Source organism: Actinomyces sp. ZJ308 (assembly GCF_011752065.1).
In the GTDB taxonomy this organism is placed as follows: domain Bacteria; phylum Actinomycetota; class Actinomycetes; order Actinomycetales; family Actinomycetaceae; genus Actinomyces.
The window spans coordinates 57922-77077 of sequence record NZ_JAAIJY010000003.1; the positions used below are offsets into that span (position 1 = coordinate 57922).

A 19156-nucleotide genomic window follows, 5' to 3' on the forward strand; every position below is an offset into this window, starting at 1 on the left:
GCCGAGCGATAGGCTGTGCCCCAGCACCAGGAAGCACGAGTAGGAAAAGAGCGCTGCCGCGATGTCAGAGAGAACCGCACCGGGCGAGTCCGACACCCCCTACCGCTACACGGCGGCCCTGGCGGACTCCATCGAGACCGCATGGCAGGACCGCTGGGAGGCCGAGGGCACCTTCAACGCCGACAACCCCGTCGGCGCCCTGGCCGGCCCCGGGGCGGACAAGGAGAAGTACTTCCTGCTGGACATGTTCCCCTACCCCTCCGGCAAGGGCCTGCACGTGGGCCACCCGCTGGGGTACATCGCCACCGACGTCGTCGCCCGCTTCACCCGCATGACCGGCAAGAACGTCCTGTACACGATGGGCTACGACGCCTTCGGCCTGCCCGCCGAGCAGTACGCCGTCACCACCGGCCAGCACCCGCGCATCTCCACCGAGGCCAATATCGCCAACATGCGCCGTCAGCTGCGCCGCCTGGGTCTGTCCCACGACCCGCGCCGCTCCCTGGCCACCATCGACGTTGACTACGTGCGCTGGACCCAGTGGATCTTCCTGCAGGTCTTCAACTCCTGGTTCGATCCCGAGGCCCCGCGCCGCGACGGCCGCGGCAAGGGCGCGGCCCGGCCGGTCTCCGAGCTGCGCGAGAAGCTGGCCTCCGGGCAGGTCGCCGTTCCCGGCGGCCGCGACTGGGACAGCCTGAGCGCCTCCGAGCAGGCCGAGGTCATCGACTCCTTCCGCCTGGCCTACGTCTCCAACGCGCCCGTCAACTGGTGCCCCGGACTGGGCACGGTGCTGGCCAACGAGGAGGTCACCGCCGAGGGTCGCTCCGAGCGCGGCAACTACCCCGTCTTCAAGCGCAACCTGCGCCAGTGGATGATGCGCATCACCGCCTACGGGGACCGCCTCGCCGAGGACCTGGACACCGTGGACTGGCCCGAGAAGGTCAAGCTCATGCAGCGCAACTGGATCGGCCGCTCCGAGGGCTCCGAGGTGACTTTCGCCGTGCCCGGGGCCGACCAGGACGCGGCGCTGAGCGTCTACACCACCCGCCCCGACACGCTCTTCGGCGCCACCTTCATGGTCGTGGCCCCCGAGCACCCCATTCTGGGTGGCATTGACGCCTCCGGCTCGGTGCGCACCGAGGCCCAGATCGCCGCCGACGCCGCGGCCCTGACCGTCCCGGCCGCCTGGCCCGAGGGCACCAAGGAGGCCTGGACCGGCGGCTACGCGACCCCCGCAGAGGCCGTAGCCGCCTACCGCGCGCAGGCGGCGGCGACGTCGGACGCCGACCGCACCGACGAGGGCCGGGTCAAGACCGGTGTCTTCACCGGGTTCTTCGGCATCAACCCCGTCAACGGCGTGCAGGTGCCGATCTTCGTGGCCGACTACGTCCTCATGGGCTACGGGACCGGCGCCGTCATGGCCGTGCCCGCCCACGATGAGCGCGACTACGCCTTCGCCACCAAGTACGACGTCGACATGATCCAGACCATCGGCCCGGCCGATGACCCCCACGGCGTCGACCTGTCCACCCAGGCCTACACCGGCGACGGCGTCGTCGTGAACTCCGCCCTGGGTGACCTGGACATCAACGGCATGAGCAAGGACGAGGCCAAGGCCACCATGATCGCCTGGCTGGAGGCCAAGGGCTCCGGCCGCGGCGCGGTCACCTACCGCCTGCGCGACTGGCTCTTCTCCCGCCAGCGCTACTGGGGCGAGCCCTTCCCGATCGTGTGGGACGAGGACGGCGGCGTCCACGCCCTGCCCGAGTCGATGCTGCCGGTCGAGCTGCCCGAGGTCACCGACTACTCGCCGCGCTCCTACGACCCCGACGACGCCGATTCCTCCCCGGAGCCGCCGCTGGGCAAGGCCACCGAGTGGGTCGAGGTCGAGCTCGACCTGGGCGATGGCCCCAGGACCTACTACCGCGAGACCAACACGATGCCGCAGTGGGCCGGTTCGTGCTGGTACGAGATGCGCTACATCGACCCCACCGACGAGACCGCGCTCGTCGACCCGGCCAACGAGGCCTACTGGATGGGGCCGCGGCCCGAGGCCGGCAACACCTCCGGCGGCACCGACCTGTACGTCGGCGGCGTCGAGCACGCCGTCCTGCACCTGCTCTACTCCCGCTTCTGGCACAAGGTCCTGTTCGACCTCGGTTACGTCTCCTCCTCCGAGCCCTACCACCGCCTGTTCAACCAGGGCTACGTCCAGGCCTACGCCTACACCGACTCCCGCGGCCAGTACGTGCCCGCCGACGAGGTCGAGGAGGTCACCGCCGAGGACGGCACCACCACCTACCTGTGGCAGGGCGAGGCGGTCAACCGCGAGTACGGCAAGATGGGCAAGTCCCTGAAGAACATCGTCACCCCCGACGACATGTACTCCGCTTACGGCGCCGACACCTTCCGCGTCTACGAGATGAGCATGGGGCCGCTCGACGCCGACCGCCCGTGGGACACCCGTGCCGTGGCCGGCAGCCAGCGCTTCCTGCAGCGCCTGTGGCGCAACGTCGTCGACGAGACCACCGGTGAGCTGACCGTCGTTGATGATCCTGCCGACGAGGAGACCCGCCGGCTGGTGGCCAAGACGATCGTGGGCGTGCGCGAGGACTACGAGGGCATGCGCCTGAACACGGCCATCGCCAAGCTCATCGTCCTCAACAACCACCTCACCGGGCTCAGCGCGGTCCCGCGCGAGGCCGTCGAGGCCCTCGTCCTCATGACGGCGCCCGTGGCCCCGCACATCGCCGAGGAGATCTGGAAGCGCCTGGGCCACGAGCACTCGCTGGCCCACGAGGACTTCCCGGTCGTGACCGACGAGTCCCTGCTGGCCGCGGACAAGGTCACCTGCGTCGTCCAGGTCAAGGGCAAGGTCCGTGACCGCCTCGAGGTCGACCCCGACATCTCCGAGGCCGAGCTGGAGAAGCTGGCACTGGCCGCCCCCGGCGTCAGCCGCACCCTGGACGGGCGCGGCGTGCGCAAGGTGATCGTCCGGGCGCCCAAGCTGGTGAGCATCGTCCCCGAGTGACCGGGGAAGGCGCTCCGACGGCGTCGTCCGCAGCGCGTTGGAACGTCGGAGCATCACACAGGGGCTGTACCGGCCGAGAAGGCGGGTACAGTCCCTCGTGCTGAGTCATTTGGTTGGCGGACAGGTGAACAGCAAGTAACCTTGCGACGTGGAGCAGGACCCCATCATCCTCGACAGTGCATATCGGCACGGTGTGTCGGATGAGGCTATGCTCCACGCACTGCGCTTCCCCGTTCGTCACTTTGTGCAGGACGATTCGATGACGATGTTCATAGGTGCTGACGAGACCGGCATTCTCGTTGAGGTAGGCGTCATCGAGTGGCAAGGTGTCATTGCTATCGCACACGCCATGCGCCCGGCCCGATCCAAGTATCTGAGGTGAATCACGATGACTCGACGCTCCATCGCAGACATCACGGCTCGTGCAGATGAGTTTGCTGATGCTTTCGAGAACTACGATCCGAAGCCCGGCGACCAGGATGCCCCGCTGCCACCGATCATGGCTGTCAAGCTTGCGGCGTGGCGCCGTGACACGGCTGAGCGTGAGCTTGCTGAAGCGGTGCATGCGGCCCGTGAGCAGCAGCTGTCCTGGCGTGAGGTCGGTGAGGCGATCGGAACTAGTGGAGAGGCTGCTCGTCAGAGGTACAGTGCCGTCGCGCAGTAGCCTTTGCCGTTTCCTTCGTCCGGGCCCCCAAGCTGGTGAGCATCGTCCCCGAGTGACCGGGGAAGGCGCTCCGACGGCGTCGCTTGCAGCCGCGCTGGAGTAGCGGAGGAATTGCACGAGGGGCTGCACGAACCGAGATGATTGGTGCAACTCCTCGTGCTGTTGCCTGAAGACGTTTCGATGATGTTCAGGCCGAGTGCCCGAATCGCTTCTGCGCAGCCTGCCGGGTCACGCCGAGAGCGGCTCCGATCACAGTCCAGGAGTCGCCGGCCTCCCGAGCTCGAGCGACCGCGGCATGCAGCTCGACCTCGGCATCATGCACCCGCTGACTCGCGGCAATGATCGCCCGGAAGTGCGCGGCGTCCCGAGCGGGCGTGCTGCTTGGATCGAGAGTCTCAAGGCCGGTCGTGTTGTGAGTGTGCGTCAGCATGGAGGACAACGTCATCACCTCGGATAGTCGTAGAACTTCGGTCGCAGGCGGTCGGCATGAATGATCCGGGTTGGCTCTGCGGTAGGAACCGCGACCAGCTCGAGCAAGGTGGCGTCAACTGCTGGCCCGATGACCAGAAGCCGTTCCTCTCCTTCGTACTCGTACTCGACCAGTTTTAAGGCGTTGGTCCAGGCATGTTCCACATCCGTACGGGAGACCCCGTGCTTCAGTGCCGACCGCCCAACCCTCATGTGTCAACTTTAGGTTGACGAGAGGTGTCGGTCAAGGCAACGCACACGCGACATGGCGACAGGGTCTCAGCGGCGCCTCAGGGTGCCGAAGATGGAGCGCGTGATCTCGCGGGTGATCTGGCGGCCCACCGAGCCGATGGTCTTCTCAACCTCGCGTTTCCGGCGCTCGGCGGCCTTCTCCGTCTCCCGCTGGCGGCGCTGAGCCTCCTTGACGGCTTCGCGCTCCAGACGCTCGGCCTCCTTCTGGCGCTGGGCCGCCTCGCGGGCGGCCTCCTTCTCCAGGGCCTTCTGGGCGGCGGCCTCGGCCTTGGCCTGCTCCTTGGCGGCCTGCTCGGCGGCGCGGGCGGTCTCAGCGGCCTCGGCGTCGGCCTGGACCCGCTGGGCCAGCAGCTCGTAGGCGGACTCGTTGTCCACCCCCGTGGCGTACTTGGGCTTGAGCGCCGAGGAGGCCAGCACCTGGTTGACGGTACCGTCCTGGGCCGGGCCCATGACGGCGGCGGGCACGTTGATGACCACCGGGGCGACCGGGGCCGGGCGGCCCTTCTCGTCCAGGACGCTCACGACGGCCTGGCCGGTCCCGAGCGACGTGAGCACCCGACTGAGGTCGACGGGGCTGACCGGGAAGGTGGAGACCGCCTTCTTGAGGTTGGCGGCGTCGGCCGGGGTGTGGGCGCGCAGCGCGTGCTGGACGCGGCTGCCCAGCTGGGCCAGGACCTCGTCGGGCACGTCCGTGGGGGACTGGGTGATGAAGACGATGCCCACGCCCTTGGAGCGGATGAGCCGCACGGTGCGCACCACGGCCTCCAGGAAGGCCTTCGAGGCGCCGGAGAACAGTAGGTGGGCCTCATCGAAGAAGAACACCATGGTGGGCTTGTCCGGGTCGCCGACCTCCGGCAGGGTCTCGAAGAGCTCGGCGAGCAGCCACATGAGGAAGGTGGAGAACAGCGTGCCCTGGGACTGGATGTCGGCCAGCTCAAGGGCGGAGATGACGCCCCGCCCGTCGGGGGACAGGCGCATGAGGTCGCGCACGTCGAGCGCCGGCTCGCCGAAGAAGGCCTCACCGCCGGCGGCCTCCAGCGCCGCGATCTCACGCAGGATGACTCCGGCCGTGGCGGCCGAGACCCCGCCGATGGTCTTGAGCTCCTCCTTGCCGGCATCGGTGTTCGTCAGGTAGTCGACGACGGCGCGAAGGTCCTTCAGGTCCAGCAGTGCCAACCCCTGAGCATCGGCCCAGTGGAAGACGAGCTGGAGGGCGGAGGCCTGCGTGTCGTTGAGGCCCAGGACCCGCGAGAGCAGGATCGGCCCGAACTCGGTGACGGTGGTGCGGATCGGGGTGCCGCTGATGCCGCTGGAGTCTCCCCCTCCGAGGTTGAACAGCTCGATGGGGAAGGACTGGCCCTTCCAGTCCTGACCGGTGGAGGCGACCCGAGCGGTGATCTTGTCATTGGAGGCGCCGGGCTCGGCCAGTCCGGTCAGGTCGCCCTTGACGTCGGCCAGGAAGACCGGGACGCCCGCGCTGGACAGGCCCTCGGCCAGGAGCTGGAGCGTGCGGGTCTTGCCCGTGCCGGTCGCGCCGGCCACCAGCGCGTGCCGGTTGAGCAGCCCCAGGGGAATGCCGACCGACAGACCCTTGACCGGTGCGGGCTCGCCGTCGGAGAGCGTGTCGAGGTAGGTGCCCACGGGGAGGGTGGGGGAGGAGAAGCTGTAGCCGGAGCGGACCTGGGCGGTGTAGCCGGTCTCCTCAGTGGTCTCCGTGACCTGACCGACCTCCTCCACCGGAGCGGCCGCCTCAGCCTGAGGGGCGGTCTCCGCCGGGGTCCCCTCCGCCACTGGCGCCGCGGCGGGAGCCGCGGGCTCTGTGGGACCAGCGGGTGCGGCGGCGTCGACCGCTTCCGTGGGCGTCTGGGGCGGAGCGCCTGCGTCGGCTTCTGTCGCCTCCACGGCAGGGGCCGCCTCTGCGGAGGCGGGACTGGAGGCGATGGCGGCATCGAGGGCTGCTTGAGCGGCGGCGGCCTTGGCCGCGGCGGCGTCGGCGGCGGCCTGAGCGGCCTCGGCCTTGAGGCGTGCGATCTCAGCGGAGTCGGTCATGGCGTCATCGTAAACGCCGAACCTGCCAACGCGCTGACCCAGGCGTTCCAGGATCCTGACGCGTCTGAACGCGTGAGCGGATCAAGCCTCTGGAAAGCCACGTCCCCGAGATCGCCCACAGGGGCCTCACAGACGCGAATACCCGGTATCCAGGACAAACGGAGAGAAATGTGGTCTTGATGCCGTTTCCGGTCTTGTGGGCGGCGCAGACCCGGTCGACAGGGTAGCCTCTAGGACCGAGAGATCCGAGACCGCGTGTCCGGCCCCGATCCTCCACTCGTCCCCTGTGCCGTGAGGTTTGCGCGCCCCCATGTTGCCCCCTGCGTCGTCGTACCCGAACGTGCCGTCCCTGCGGGGCCAGCGGCTGCGGCCCTCAGGTTGCGGGATCGGGTGAGCGTCATGCGGATCGCCTTCTTCATCGACGACTACCTCCCCTCCGTCCACGGCGTGGCCACCTCCACCGCCACCTTCCGGGCCGCGCTGGAGCGCATGGGCCACGAGGTCTACGTGGTCGCGCCCAAGGCCGAGGGCTATGAGGAGACCGACGGCCACGTCATCCGCCTGCCCTCCTCGCGCTACTACGTCTTCGACAGCCGCGAGGTCGCCACCATCTATCCCGGCCTGGCCAGACGCTTCGACGCCTACGACTTCGACATCGTCCACAGCCAGACCCAGTTCAGCCTGGGGGTCCTGGCCCACTGGGTGGCCAAGCGCCAGAACATCCCTCACGTCACCACCATCCACACCCTCTACACCGAGCTCATCGACGACTACCCGCTGGCCGTGGTCTCCGGCCTGCTGGCCCTGTCCGTCGCCTTCCCCGTGGCGCTCAAGTCGCTGCCGGTCCTGCCCAGGGTCCACCGCGACTCCATCAAGCACCTCAACAAGCGCGACATGAAGACGGCCCTGTCCCGCCAGGGGTGGCGGCTGACGGCGGCCTTCGCCAACAAGTGCGACGCCTGCCTGTCTCCCTCCCAGCACCTGGCTCAGATCCTCATCGACGACGGCGGGCTGACCGCCCCCTGCATGGTGCTGCCCAACGGGCTGGACTCCAGCCGCTACCGGCGGGCCCGCGCCGCTGACTCGCCGATTCCCAAGGCCCCCGGCGAGAAGATCATCATCTGCGTGGCCCGCCTCAGCCCCGAGAAGCGGCAGATGACGCTCATCGAGGCCATGCCCCACCTGGCCGACATGCCGGTCAAGCTGGTGCTGGTGGGGCCCGGACCCTCCCAGGAGGAGCTGGGCCGGCGCGCCGAGGAGCTCGGGGTCGCCGACCGGGTGGTCCTGACCGGTAAGTGCTCGCCGGAGGAGGTCGCCGTCCTGCTCAAGCAGGCCGACGTCTTCTCCCTGGCCTCCTACCACTTCGACAACCAGCCCATGGTGTTCCTGGAGGCCGCCGCCTCCGGGCTGCCGATCGTCTACTGCGACGAGCGGATGACCGAGTGCCTCACCGAGCACAACGCGATCCTCACCGACGGGATCGAGGGGAAGGACTTCGCCCGGGTCTTCGCCTCGCTGCTGTCCGACGACGCCCGGCTCTCCGAGCTGTCCGACGGCGCCCTGGAGGTGGCCAGGCAGTTCGACTCCGAGACGATGACCGAGCGGCTCGTCAACCTCTACGACGACCTCCTGGCCTCTCGCAGCGCAGGACTCCCGGGGGCGGGAGGCCGGTAGCCGCAGGCCCTGGGTGTTGCCGCCACGGACGGCGCCTGGCCGGTGATCGCGCGGCTTGCCGATAAGGTAGGTGGCATGTCGCTCGCCGTCGTCACCGACTCCGCCGCCTGTCTGACGGAGACCCTGGTGCGCGACCGTGCGATCGAGGTGGTCCCCCTTCACGCCGTCCCCGGCGAGGACGGCGCCCCCGGGACCACGTCGCGGCCCAGCGTCCAGGAGCTCGTGGACGCCTACCGGCGCGCAGCCGGCCGAGCCGGGGAGGTCCTGGCCATCCACATCTCCTCGGCACTGTCCGGGACCATGGACAACGCTCGGCTCGCCGCAGCCCAGCTGGACGCTGAGTACTCCGGGTACTCCGGGTACTCCGGGTACTCCGGGGGCGCCGGGACCGACGGTGCGGGGAGGGCGCAGCGTCGCCGGCCGCAGTGGCTGCGCGTCGTGGACTCCGGTACCAGCTCGGGAGCCCTGGGGCTCTCGGTGCTGGCCGCTGCCCGCGCCCACGACGCCCGCCGCGGTGCGGCTCTGGCTCAGGCCAGCACCGCCCGCTCCTGCCAGCTCTTCGTCGTCGACGACCTGGGCCGCCTGGCCCGCTCGGGGCGGATCGACCGCACCACCGCCCGCCTGGACGGCGTCCTCGGGATCCGCCCGGTCCTGGCCCTGACCCGTGATGGCATCCGGGCGCTGGAGACCGTGCGCGGCGCGGCCCGTGCCAGGCGCCACCTCATCGCCCAGGCCGTTCGCGCCGCCGGCGGGACCGCCCTGTCCGGCCCCAGGCGTCCCGCCGACCCGGTGCGCCTGGCCATCCAGGGCGACGACGCCGACATGCTGGCGCGGCTCGAGGCCGGCCTGCGCGAGGCCATGGAGGAGGCCGGAGCCATCGTCACCGAGGTCCTCACCCTCCCGGTCGACGAGGCGACGCGCACCCACGTGGGTCCCGGTGCCCTCGGTATCGCCGTCGCCCCCGACCTACGGGCCCACTGAGCCCGTTCCGACGGCGTAAGCCGGATGCCACAGGTGGCCGGGTGCAAGCGCTCTCCACAGGGCGTGCGGGTCGACTGCACGGCCCGCACGCCCAGCACCTACCGTCAAGGACATGGGCGTTAGAAGGAGCAGCGGGAACCGGTCCCTGGACGACCTCGTGCGTCTGGCCTGCTCAGCCGATCCCGAGGAACCGATCCACAGGCCGCGCCGCCTGGCGATCGCGCCGAGAGCCGCCGTCGTCGCCGGCTGCGTTCTTCTCATTCTGGCCGCCGTCCTGGCGCTGAGAGCCGTCCTGTCCTCCACCGACGCAGGAGGTGAAGCGGATCGCGCAGCAGCAGCCGGAGCCTCCGCGTCGATAAGGACCCCGGCCACAGGACCGGCCACTGCGCCTGCCACGGGACCGCCCTCAGGAGCGGCCAAGGGGCCAGGCGCGCCTGCTGCGAGCGGACCGGCCGCCGGAGCCGGCAAGGTCGTCGTCCATGTCACTGGGGCGGTCACCAGGCCGGGCGTTGTCGCCCTGGAGGCGGGCAGCCGCGTCGCCGACGCCATCAACGCCGCCGGAGGAGCCTCCTCGGACGCGGACACCGAGCAGCTCAACCTCGCCCGAGTGCTGAGCGACGGCGAGCAGATCCGGGTGCCGCGCAACGGCGAGGTCCTGCCCGAACCCGCACCGCAATCCGCGGGACCCGCCGGTGCGCGAACGGGATCGGCCACAGGAGGGCCCGGTGGTGGCAGCGGCGCAGGAACGGTGAACATCAACACGGCCTCGGCCTCCGAGCTGGAGAAGCTGCCCGGAATCGGCCCGGCCCTGGCCCAGCGGATCGTGGAGTACCGCGACTCCCACGGCCCCTTCGCCAGCGTCGACGCGCTCACCGACGTCCCCGGCATCGGTCAGGCCAAGCTGGAGGCCCTGCGGGAACAGGCCACCGTATGAGTGCCGATCCTGCTGTCGTCGACTCCCGGGCCCCGTGGGACGACCCCGCCCTCTACGAGCGCCTGCGCCAGGAGCAGGAGCAGCACCAACGCCGAGTGCGCGGCGTGCACGCCACCTTCTCCAAGGCTCCCGAGGCCCTCGACCTGCGACTGCTCGCCCCGGTGATCGCCTGCTGGGGCGGTGCCTGGTGGGCCGTCGGACACGATGGGGCGGCGCCGTGGAGACCGGTCCTCCTCCTGGCCGCCGGATGCATCGTCCTGGGCGCGGCGCTGATCGTGCCCGTGCTGCGCTTCCGGCCGCCGCGTCACCGGGCAGACCCGTGCCCCGGAGCCCCCGCGCAGGACCCCGGCGCCATCGGCACCGTCAGCGCCAGCCTGCTCGTGTGCGCCCTGTGCGCCGCGACAGTGCTCACCATCAGCGCCGCCCATTTGTGGGCGCGCCAGCGCGACCCCCTGACCGTGGCAGTGGCCTCCGGACGCCCGGTCACCCTGATCGGTACCGTCTCCCAGGAGCCACGGGTCTCGGCCACCGGTCGGTCCACCCTGGTCATCACTGCCCTCGACGTCGAGCAGGTGGACGGGCGGGCCTCATCCCTGAGCGCCACCGTCCTGGCGGACAAGCAGTGGCTGAGTCTGCACATGGGTACCCGCATCCAGGTCCGCACGCGCCTGAGACCCACCGATCCGGGGCGGGCCGAGGCCGCCATCATCCCCAAGCGCGCGGGCCTGACGATCCTCGACCCGCCCTCCGGTGTGCTCGGAGCCGTCACCAGTATCCGTTCCGGTCTGGCCCAGGCCGTCGGAGCACAGGACGCCGGAGGAGCGCAGAGCACGGGAGAGACGGAGGATGCGCAGGGCCCCTGGCCACCGGGCGCCCGAACCCTCGTGCCCGGTGTCGCCCTGGGCGACGACCACGCCCTGCCGGCCCAGGTGCGCGAGGACATGCGCACCGTGTCCATGACCCACCTGACCGCCGTCTCCGGGCAGCACGTGGCCATCGTCCTGGGCCTGAGCCTGGCCGCCCTCGGGGCCCTTCCCCGGCGGTGGCGGGCACTGCTCGGAACGGTCCTGCTCACCCTGCTGGTGGTGCTGGTGCGGCCCTCCGGCTCCGTGCTGCGCGCGGCCACCATGGGGGCCGTCATGCTCCTGGGCGTCGTCGCCGGACGGCGCGCCGCCTCCGTGCCCGCGCTGTGCGCCGGGGCCATCGTCCTGCTGCTCGTCGACCCCTGGCAGTCCCGGGACTACGGCTTCGCCCTGTCAGTGGTGGCCACCGCCGGCATCGTCGTCGGAGCCAAACCCGTTGCGACCCACCTCTCACGCCGCCTGCCCCGCTGGCTGGCCGCCGCCGTGGCCCTGCCGCTGGTGGCCCAGGCCGCCTGCGGGCCGGTTCTCGTCCTCCTCCAGCCCTCGGTGGGCGCCTGGTCGGTTCCCGCCAACCTGCTCACCGAGCCGGCAGCCGTCATCGCCACGATCAGTGGGCTCCTGGCCGCGCTGGTCCACCCGGCTTGGCCCGCGGCCGCCACTGTTGTCGCCTGGCCGGCGCTCGCGGCCTGCTCCTGGATGGTGCGGGTCTCCCGGTTCTTCTCCCACCTGCCCGGCGCCGCGGTGCCCTGGCTGCCGGGGATCCCCGGAGCGCTCGCGCTGGGAGCCTGCGAGATCGGGCTTCTGCTCCTGGTGGCTCCCCGTACGCGCCGCGCCCTGTCGGGGACGCTGAGGCGGTTCGTGCGGCCTGCTCGTGGCAGGCTTGCCCCATGGCAGCGACCAGAACCTCCCGCCCCCGGGGCCAGCGCAGCGCATCGTCAGGACTCCGGTGGGACCAGGCCCGGCTGGCGCCGATCGTCCTCATCCGCGCCGGCGAGGAGATCCTCGCCGACCGCGCGGTCTCAAGCCTCCTGGCGCAGGCCAGGGCGAAGGACGCGACCACCGAGATCACGCGCCTCGAGGCCGCCACCTACGAGCCCCACCAGCTCGACACCCTCGTGTCCCCCTCGCTGTTCGGCGAGCCCCGGCTCGTCTACGTCCCCGCCCTGGAGCAGATGACCGACGCCCTCCTGGCAGACCTCATCGCCTACGTGGGGGCCGCCGACCCCGAGGTCAGCGTCATCCTTCGCCACAACGGCGGTCAGCGGGGCAAGCGCCTGCTCGACGCCATCAAGGCCTCGCCCTACCCGACCATCCAGTGCGACGCCATCAAGAGCGCCAAGGACAAGTCCTCCCTCGTCGTGGCCGACGTGCGCCGCGCCGGGCGGAGCATCGCCTCCGATGCCGTCGGCGCACTCGTCGACGCCCTGGGCAGCGACGTGCGCGAGCTGTGCTCCGCCGTCGACCAGCTCCTTGCCGACACCCAGGGCACCATCAGTGTCGACCACGTGCGCACCTACTACGCCGGGCGCATCGAGGCGACCGGCTTCACCGTGGCCGACGCCGCCGCGGCCGGCAACACCCCGGCCGCCATCACCGCCCTGCGTCACGCCGTGGCCACCGGCACCGACCCGGTGGCCATCGTCGCCGCCCTGGCCATGAAGGTGCGCCAGCTCGCCCGGGTCGCGGCCGCTGGAGGCCGGCGCATGAGTCCCGCCGAGCTGGGCATGGCCCCCTGGCAGGTGGACCGGGCCCGACGCGAGCTCCAGGGCTGGTCCGACGACGCCCTGGCCACCTCGATCCTGGCGGTCGCCCGCGCCGACGCCGAGGCCAAGGGTGCCAGCCGCGACCCCGTCTACGCCGTCGAGCGGGCGGTCCTGACGATCTGCCGCGCCCGCGCCGCCGGCGCCTCCCGGCGGCGCTGACTCAGCGCTTCTTGTACAGGGACTTGGTGGCGTAGACCGGCTCGTTGGTGACCTGGACACCCAGGGCGCGGAAGATGCCCTCGTCCACCGAACCCAGGATCGTCGAGGTGTGCACGTCGCAGCCCCGCAGCGTCTCGAGCTGGTCGAGGGCCTTGCGGGCGTTGTCGTCCCCGTTGGCGGACACGGCCAGGGCGATGAGTACCTCGTCGGTGTGCAGCCGAGGATTGCGGCTGCCCAGCCCCTGGGTCTTGAGCCTCTGGATGGGCTCGATCGAGGCCGGGGCCAGCAGGTCGATGCCGTCGTCGATCCCGGCCAGGACCTTGAGGGCGTTGAGCAGCATCGCCGAGGAGCACCCCAGCAGGGCCGAGGTCTTGCCCGTCACGATGCGTCCGTCGGGCAGCTCGATCGCCGAGGCCGGCTCGCCGGTGGCCGCGGCCACCTCCAGCGTGGGCGGCACGACGGGGCGGTCCTCCTTGCTGACCCCCACCTTGGCCATGAGCAGCGCGATCCGCTGGGACTGGATGGGGGCGATGGCGTCGCGCTTCTCGGTCACCAGGGCCCGGTAGTAGCGGCGGATGATCTCCTGGTTGGCGGCCTGCCGGCAGGCCTCGTCGTCGCAGATGCAGTTACCGGCCATGTTGACACCCATGTCCGTGGGGGAGGCGTAGGGCGAGGATCCCAGGATCTCCTCGAACAGGCGGGTCAGGACCGGGAAGACCTCGACATCGCGGTTGTAGTTGACGGTCTGGACGCCGTGGGCGGCCAGGTGGAAGGGGTCGATCATGTTGACGTCGTCGAGGTCGGCGGTGGCGGCCTCGTAGGCGATGTTGACCGGATGGTCCAGGGGCAGGTTCCAGATCGGGAAGGTCTCGAACTTCGCGTAGCCCGAGGAGATGCCCCGCTGGTGGTCGTGGTAGATCTGGGACAGGCAGGTCGCCATCTTGCCGCTGCCCGGGCCGGGGGCGGTGACGACCACCAGGTCCCGGCGGGTCTCGATGTACTCGTTGCGCCCGTAGCCCTCCTCGGAGACGATGCGGGCGACGTCGCCGGGGTAGCCGGGGATGGGGAAGTGGCGGTAGACCGTGATGTCCAGCGCCTCCAGCTTGCGCTTGAAGTCGTGGGCCTGGCGGTTGTCCTCGGTCCACTGGGTCACGACGACGCTGCCCACGTAGAGCCCGTAGCTGCGGAAGGCGTCGATGTGGCGCAGCAGGTCGTCCTCGTAGGAGATGCCCAGGTCCGCGCGGACCTTGTTGCGGGCGAGGTGCTTGGCGTTGACGGCCATGACGATTTCGACCTCGTCGGCCAGCTCGGCGAGCATGACGATCTTGTTGTCCGGGGTGAAGCCGGGCAGCACACGCGAGGCGTGCATGTCGTCAATGAGCTTTCCGCCGAACTCCAGATAGAGCTTGCCGCCGAACTGGGCGCGGCGCTCCGCGATGTGGCTGGACTGCATCCGCAGGTACTTGTCGCGGTCGAATCCGATGCGCAATGGGCTCTCCTTGAAGCGGTCTGATGGGCGTGATGGGTGATTGCGGGGTGATTCTGAGAAGGGGGTGGGGGGCTGGGAAACGGCTCAGCAAAAAGGGGGAGGGCGCCTCCCCGGTGGGAGGCGCCCTTCGGATTCTCACTGCTGCGGTGACCTCAGATGGAGGCGACGCGCTTGGCGAGCTTGGACTTGCGGTTGGCGGCCTGGTTCTTGTGGATGACGCCCTTGGAGACGGCCTTGTCCAGCTTGCGGGAGGCGGCCTTGAGGTGCTCGAGCGCGGCGTCCTTGTCACCGGCCTCAACGGCCTCGCGCACGCGGCGCACGTAGGTCTTGAGCTCGGACTTGACGGACTTGTTGCGCAGGCGGGCCTTCTCGTTGGTCTTGATGCGCTTGATCTGGGACTTGATGTTCGCCACGGTGAAACTTTCTCGCGTCTGATTGGTCGATGGCCGGAGAGAGGGTTCGCGCCACGGGCTGACATGAGGTGGTGGGGCACCTGGCTGGACCCGGTCGCCGGACCCCGCAGCCGGCCAGGCCAGAGGTCCAGTAGGCGACTGTATCATTCGGGATCGCCGCGTCCCCAGGAGCGAACCGGTGGTCGGGCGTGAGGTGCATCGCCCCCCGGATCCGGGCGGTCCGGGTGCTCAGGCGTGGTGGCGGCGCAGGGCGACGACGACGCCGTCGAAGACCTCCCGGCTCATCGTGGCCCCCTCGCGGCGCACCGCGGCGGGCTCCACCAGGAGCAGCCGGTCAAGGCGCACCTCGCTGGGGCGACCCTGACGGTCCCAGCCGCCGGTGCCGACGTCGTGCCAGAAACGGCCCCAGCGCGCCTCCTGGGCGGCGTCGCGGTCATGGTCCTTGCTGGTCATCTGCGCCACGACGAGGCGGGTCTCGTGGCGCGCCAGGACCAGCACCGGCCGGTCCTTACCCTGGGCCGGGTCCTCCTCGAAGGGGACCCAGGTCCACACCACCTCTCCGGGGTCGGCGTCGCCGTCGGGGTCGGGGGAGTAGCTGAAGGCGGGCAGCCCCAGGACGGCGACGTCGTAGACGCCGACGTCCTGGGGTGATGATGATCCTGCTGCTGGTGCCGTTGCGGCAGAGCCGGCTCGCTGGGAGTCGGGACGCGACCCAGGAGAGGCTGACGCAGGAGATGGCGACGGCTTCGATGTCCCGGTGCGGACGGGGTCAGCGGATCCGGTCGCCGCGCTCTCCGACGTCCCCTGCGAGGCTGAGGGTTTCTGGGTGAGTGCGTCGCTGACGGCGTCGGAGGCGGCGCGTCCGAGCAGGGTGAGGATCCGGTTGAGAATGCTGGCCATGGGCGCCACCCTACCGCCGGGCCCACGTGCCGCGACGTAGACGGCTCGGCGGTCCCTCCCCGGTGCTGGGGAGGGACCGCCGGTCATGCAGCAGGGTGCCGCTGGAAGCTGGACGGTGCGCCCGAGCGTCCTAGTTCTTGGCGCGCGTCACGATGGTGCAGGTCGAGTAGGTTCCGGCCTCGATGCCGGCTCCGCTGTCGGCGACGTCGACCGCGGTGGTCAGGCCCTTGGAGGGGTCCTTGGGGTCGCAGGTGCTCAGCGCCTTCCACCCCTCCTCGGTGATCGTGTCGGCGTTGACCGTGTAGGTGTTCCAGAACGTCATGGTGGTTGACGACCCGGCAGGCAGAGTGTCTTCCGTCGGCAGTGACACGGAGCCGTCCGGCTGGATGGCGTAGTCATCCAGGGTGATCCACCAGGGGCCGCCGCTGCCCCACACGCTCTTCAGCGTCACGCCGGCGGGCACCTGAGGCCGCAGGGCGATGTTGGAGGTGCGCCCGTCGGCGTCGGTGGTGTTGGTGAAGGTGACGGTGTAGCCGACCTCGACCTCGTAGGTGCCGGTCGGGGCGGCCTAAATGCTGCCCTGGGAGCCCTGAACGGCTACCTTGCCCACCGGGCGGTCATCGACGTAGTCGCTGGAGAAGGTCTGGCCGCCGGCAGCGAGCTCCGCCTTCACCGTATTGCGCCCGACGACGCCGGTCAGGTCCACCTGGCAGGTGACCTCCTTGCCTTCGGGCACCTTCGCCTTGTCGCTGGAGACCTTGAGACTCTCGGCCGGCCCCTGGGCGGAGACGACCTCGCCGCCGAAGGCGGTCAGGTCGCAGGTCAGGGAGGTCACCTGGGCCTGTCCCCTGGAGCGTCCCGTGGAGACGGTGAAGTCGGACAGGGGCGTGGTGGAGTCGTTCCTCGCCCTCATGGTGAAGCGCCCGGCGTCCCTGGCGGCGCCGTCGACCTTGACCGCCTCAGTGGTGACGGTGGCGTGGGTGGCACTGGCGGCCGGCTTGTGCGCCGTGGCCGTGGGGGTGAGAACCAGGCTGCCCGTGGAGGTCGTGATCGTGGGACTGATGCTGTAGCTGCGCGCGTCCGCTCCGGGTGCCACTGTCGTCGTCCCGAGGTCCAGGTCGAGGTAGGAGCTCTGGTCCCAGGCGGCGTTGAAGTTGACCTCGTAGGTCAGGCTCAGGTGCTCGGGGGTGCAGCTGACGGCCTTGACCGAGCCGGCGCTGTCCCCATGCTGGTTGTAGTACAGGTGGTCGAAGAACCCCAGGCCGGAGTCGGCCAGCTTGGTTGCGGGCTCGCCCTGACCCTTGTTGATGTAGAAGGTGCTTGTTCCGGCGACCCTGTCCCCGTCCGGTGAGGGGCAGGACCAGGTCCACTGACCCGGTGCGGAGTCCGCCTCGATGGTGACGGTGGTGGAGCTGTTCGGGGCGATGGCGGAGGGGACGCGGACTCCCCAGCTCAGGCAGCCATCGGCGTTGTCGGAGCCGTGACAACCGGTACCCGCGGTGTTGTATCGCCCTTCGACGGTGATGGAGCCGCTATCGGCCGCGGGGGAGGGGGCTGCGCTCGCTGGAGCGGCGACGGCGCCGGCGACGAGCAGGGGAAGCGCCATGGCCACGCCCAGAAGGCGCCGCCAGGGCCGAGTGGGTTGAGAAGGTGGGGTGCGCATGAGCACGCCTTTCTCCGAGGTGATCGGGATGGGAACCAATTGCCTCATTAATATATCGCCGGGCAGGACATCATTGAATGGTTGAGGTACCCATTCACGTGAGACGTCTTCATCGACTAAGAATGGTCCAGACGTAGGTCGGGTACACGAATGTCTTCGTGTACCCGACCTACGTCTCTGTGGTCTCAGTGCTTCAGTTGGGTGCTGCGTTCTCGGCAGGCTTCTGCACGGTTGCCGTGATCTTCTGAGGGGTGTTGTCTGCGGAGGTCGTGACGGTTGGTGAGAAGGAGTAGGTGTGTTCGGCGGATCCCGGAGTCACCGTGGTCGTCCCCAGGCTCAGGTCGAGGTATGAGCCCTCGGAGCGCACCAGGTAATCGATCGTGTAGGTGATGCTCAGGTGCTCCGGGGTGCACGTGATGGCGTCGACCTGTCCGGCACTGTCTCCGTACATTCCGTAATAGAGGTGCGCGAAGTATCTGAGATCGGACTCGCTCAGCTTCTTGTTCTCACCCGCGATCGGGGCGTCGTAGAACGACGCCGTACCGGCGACCCGATCGCTCGCGAGGCAGTTCCATACCCACTGACCGGGAACGGAGTCGGCCTCGATGGTGACGGTGAGATCCTTCTTCGGTGTGATGGTGGACGGAATGCGCAGGCCCCAGCTGAGGCAGTCGGTGCTGGTGCCCGAGCCCTGGCATCCGGCGCCGTTCGAGTTGTAGATCCCGGAGGCGATGATGCTGTCGGAGGCGGGGGCGGCCTGTGCCGGCGATGCCAGGAGGCCGGCGACGAGCAGAGGAAGGACGGCGGCGACGCCGGCAAGGCGTCGCCAGGATGGAGCTGGGTGTCGTAAATGCATGAGCAACCTCTTTTCCGGAGTAGTCAGGACGGAAATGACTACCCGGTCAATATAGCGTGGTGCACGTCACTCGTAAAGAGGTTGTGGCCTCCTGTCGTCACGCAGCGGACCGATACCGGTTCAGCGCTGGCGCGTGGCCTCCTTCATGGCGGCGGTGAAGGCGACGAGCTCGCTGCGCAGCGCTCCGAGTGCGTAGTGGCGGCGCTCCTCACCACCCTGACCACTGTTCTCAACGGAGGTGGCGGCCACGATCTCGGGGGCGTAGCGCTCGACGATCTTGACCGTGGCCGAGCCGCTGATCGCGCCGTCGGCCCCGGCGGCGATCGCCTCGGCGACCTGCTCGGGCGTCGAGATGCCGAAGCCCAGCATGACGGGGGCGGCGGCGTCGGCACGCAGGCGCTCCACCGACTCGGCGAGCCCCACGGTGGACGAGGCCCTCTCGGTACCCGTCACACCCACCCGGGAGACGGCGTAGACATAACCGCGTGAGGCGGCCGCCACCGCGTCCAGGGTCTCGGCGGCGGCCGACGGCGGCGCGATGTAAACGGCGTCGACACCGGCGGCCTCGGCAGCCCGGCTGAAGGCGGCCGACTCGCGAATCGGGACGTCGGGCAGCAGCACCGAGTCGATGCCGGCCTGGGCGCACTGCGCGTAGAAGCGCTCCAGACCCATCGCGAAGGGCACGTTGCCGTAGATGAGCATGCCGATGGGCAGCTGCGGGTGGCGTCGGCGCACCCGCTCAACCACCTCCAGGCAGTCACCGAAGCCCGCCCCCGCGGCCAGGGCCCGCACGTGGGCCCTCTGGATCGTGGGCCCGTCGGCGACCGGGTCGGTGAAGGGCACGCCCAGCTCGAGGGCATCGGCCCCGCCGGCGATGAGGGCCTCGATGACGGCCTCGCTGGTGGCCGGGTCCGGGTCGCCGACCATGACGAAGGGGACGAAGGCGCCCTCGCCGCGCTCCCTGAGGGCGGCGAACATCGCGGGATAGCGGCTCATC

General features: G+C 69.9%; 14 protein-coding genes and 2 pseudogenes. 8 read left to right on the plus strand and 8 right to left on the minus strand.

Going from position 1 to position 19156, the window contains the following annotated elements; all coding sequences use genetic code 11:
* The first annotated feature begins 61 nt into the window (after window positions 1-61).
* The 3 genes from HCR68_RS02185 to HCR68_RS02195 all read left to right on the plus strand — a co-directional run bounded on the left by HCR68_RS02185 (window position 62) and on the right by HCR68_RS02195 (window position 3695).
* Window positions 62-3031 (plus strand): class I tRNA ligase family protein, encoded by a 2970-nt coding sequence (locus HCR68_RS02185; protein ID WP_167145766.1) that lies wholly within the window; start codon window positions 62-64, stop codon window positions 3029-3031.
* A gap of 148 nt (window positions 3032-3179) precedes the next feature.
* Window positions 3180-3413, plus strand: a complete 234-nt coding sequence (locus HCR68_RS02190) for a hypothetical protein (RefSeq protein WP_167145768.1) — start codon at window positions 3180-3182, stop codon at window positions 3411-3413.
* Window positions 3414-3419: 6 nt separating this feature from the next.
* Window positions 3420-3695 (plus strand): hypothetical protein, encoded by a 276-nt coding sequence (locus HCR68_RS02195; RefSeq protein WP_126413236.1) that lies wholly within the window; start codon window positions 3420-3422, stop codon window positions 3693-3695.
* Between the two features lie 444 nt (window positions 3696-4139).
* On the opposite strand, the gene HCR68_RS02200 is transcribed toward HCR68_RS02195, so the two are convergent.
* Together HCR68_RS02200 and HCR68_RS02205 are read right to left on the minus strand one after the other, a co-directional pair.
* The gene (locus HCR68_RS02200; protein WP_167145770.1) at window positions 4140-4376 is read right to left on the minus strand and encodes a BrnT family toxin; all 237 of its coding nucleotides are present in this window, start codon (window positions 4374-4376) and stop codon (window positions 4140-4142) included.
* 66 nt (window positions 4377-4442) lie between these two features.
* A complete protein-coding gene (locus tag HCR68_RS02205; protein ID WP_167145772.1) occupies window positions 4443-6464 on the minus strand; it encodes a helicase HerA-like domain-containing protein in 2022 nt (673 codons plus the stop codon).
* Window positions 6465-6854: 390 nt separating this feature from the next.
* Between HCR68_RS02205 and HCR68_RS02210 the strand changes: the two genes are divergently transcribed.
* From HCR68_RS02210 to holA, 5 genes and pseudogenes are all read left to right on the plus strand, one after another.
* Entirely contained in the window at window positions 6855-8138 is a 1284-nt protein-coding gene (locus HCR68_RS02210; RefSeq protein WP_167145774.1) for a glycosyltransferase, read from the plus strand.
* 75 nt (window positions 8139-8213) lie between these two features.
* Window positions 8214-9119, plus strand: coding sequence for a DegV family protein (locus tag HCR68_RS02215; protein ID WP_167145776.1), 906 nt, complete (start codon window positions 8214-8216; stop codon window positions 9117-9119).
* 112 nt (window positions 9120-9231) lie between these two features.
* A complete protein-coding gene (locus tag HCR68_RS02220; RefSeq protein ID WP_243858881.1) occupies window positions 9232-10053 on the plus strand; it encodes a ComEA family DNA-binding protein in 822 nt (273 codons plus the stop codon).
* Window positions 10050-11726, plus strand: a pseudogene (locus tag HCR68_RS02225) (ComEC/Rec2 family competence protein); the annotation flags it as partial. The gene HCR68_RS02220 and the pseudogene HCR68_RS02225, both read left to right, overlap by 4 nt.
* Before the next feature lie 77 nt (window positions 11727-11803).
* The gene (gene holA, locus HCR68_RS02230; RefSeq protein WP_347878291.1) at window positions 11804-12838 is read left to right on the plus strand and encodes a DNA polymerase III subunit delta; all 1035 of its coding nucleotides are present in this window, start codon (window positions 11804-11806) and stop codon (window positions 12836-12838) included.
* Window position 12839: 1 nt separating this feature from the next.
* Here the strand turns inward: holA and HCR68_RS02235 are convergent, their stop codons facing one another.
* The 6 genes and pseudogenes from HCR68_RS02235 to trpA all read right to left on the minus strand — a co-directional run bounded on the left by HCR68_RS02235 (window position 12840) and on the right by trpA (window position 19155).
* A complete protein-coding gene (locus HCR68_RS02235; protein ID WP_167145781.1) occupies window positions 12840-14327 on the minus strand; it encodes a DUF1846 domain-containing protein in 1488 nt (495 codons plus the stop codon).
* Window positions 14328-14479: 152 nt separating this feature from the next.
* On the minus strand, window positions 14480-14740 hold the full coding sequence (rpsT, locus tag HCR68_RS02240) for a 30S ribosomal protein S20 (RefSeq protein ID WP_003780210.1): 261 nt from the start codon (window positions 14738-14740) through the stop codon (window positions 14480-14482).
* Between the two features lie 228 nt (window positions 14741-14968).
* A complete protein-coding gene (locus tag HCR68_RS02245) occupies window positions 14969-15640 on the minus strand; it encodes a type II toxin-antitoxin system PemK/MazF family toxin (protein WP_167145783.1) in 672 nt (223 codons plus the stop codon).
* A 130-nt stretch (window positions 15641-15770) separates the two neighbouring features.
* A pseudogene (locus HCR68_RS02250) lies at window positions 15771-17303 on the minus strand (hypothetical protein).
* 193 nt (window positions 17304-17496) lie between these two features.
* Window positions 17497-18159 carry a hypothetical protein gene (locus HCR68_RS02255; protein ID WP_167145785.1) on the minus strand — a complete coding sequence of 221 codons (663 nt, stop codon included), beginning with the start codon at window positions 18157-18159 and terminating at the stop codon, window positions 17497-17499.
* A gap of 120 nt (window positions 18160-18279) precedes the next feature.
* Entirely contained in the window at window positions 18280-19155 is an 876-nt protein-coding gene (gene trpA / locus HCR68_RS02260) for a tryptophan synthase subunit alpha (protein ID WP_167145787.1), read from the minus strand.
* Window position 19156: the final 1 nt, after the last annotated feature.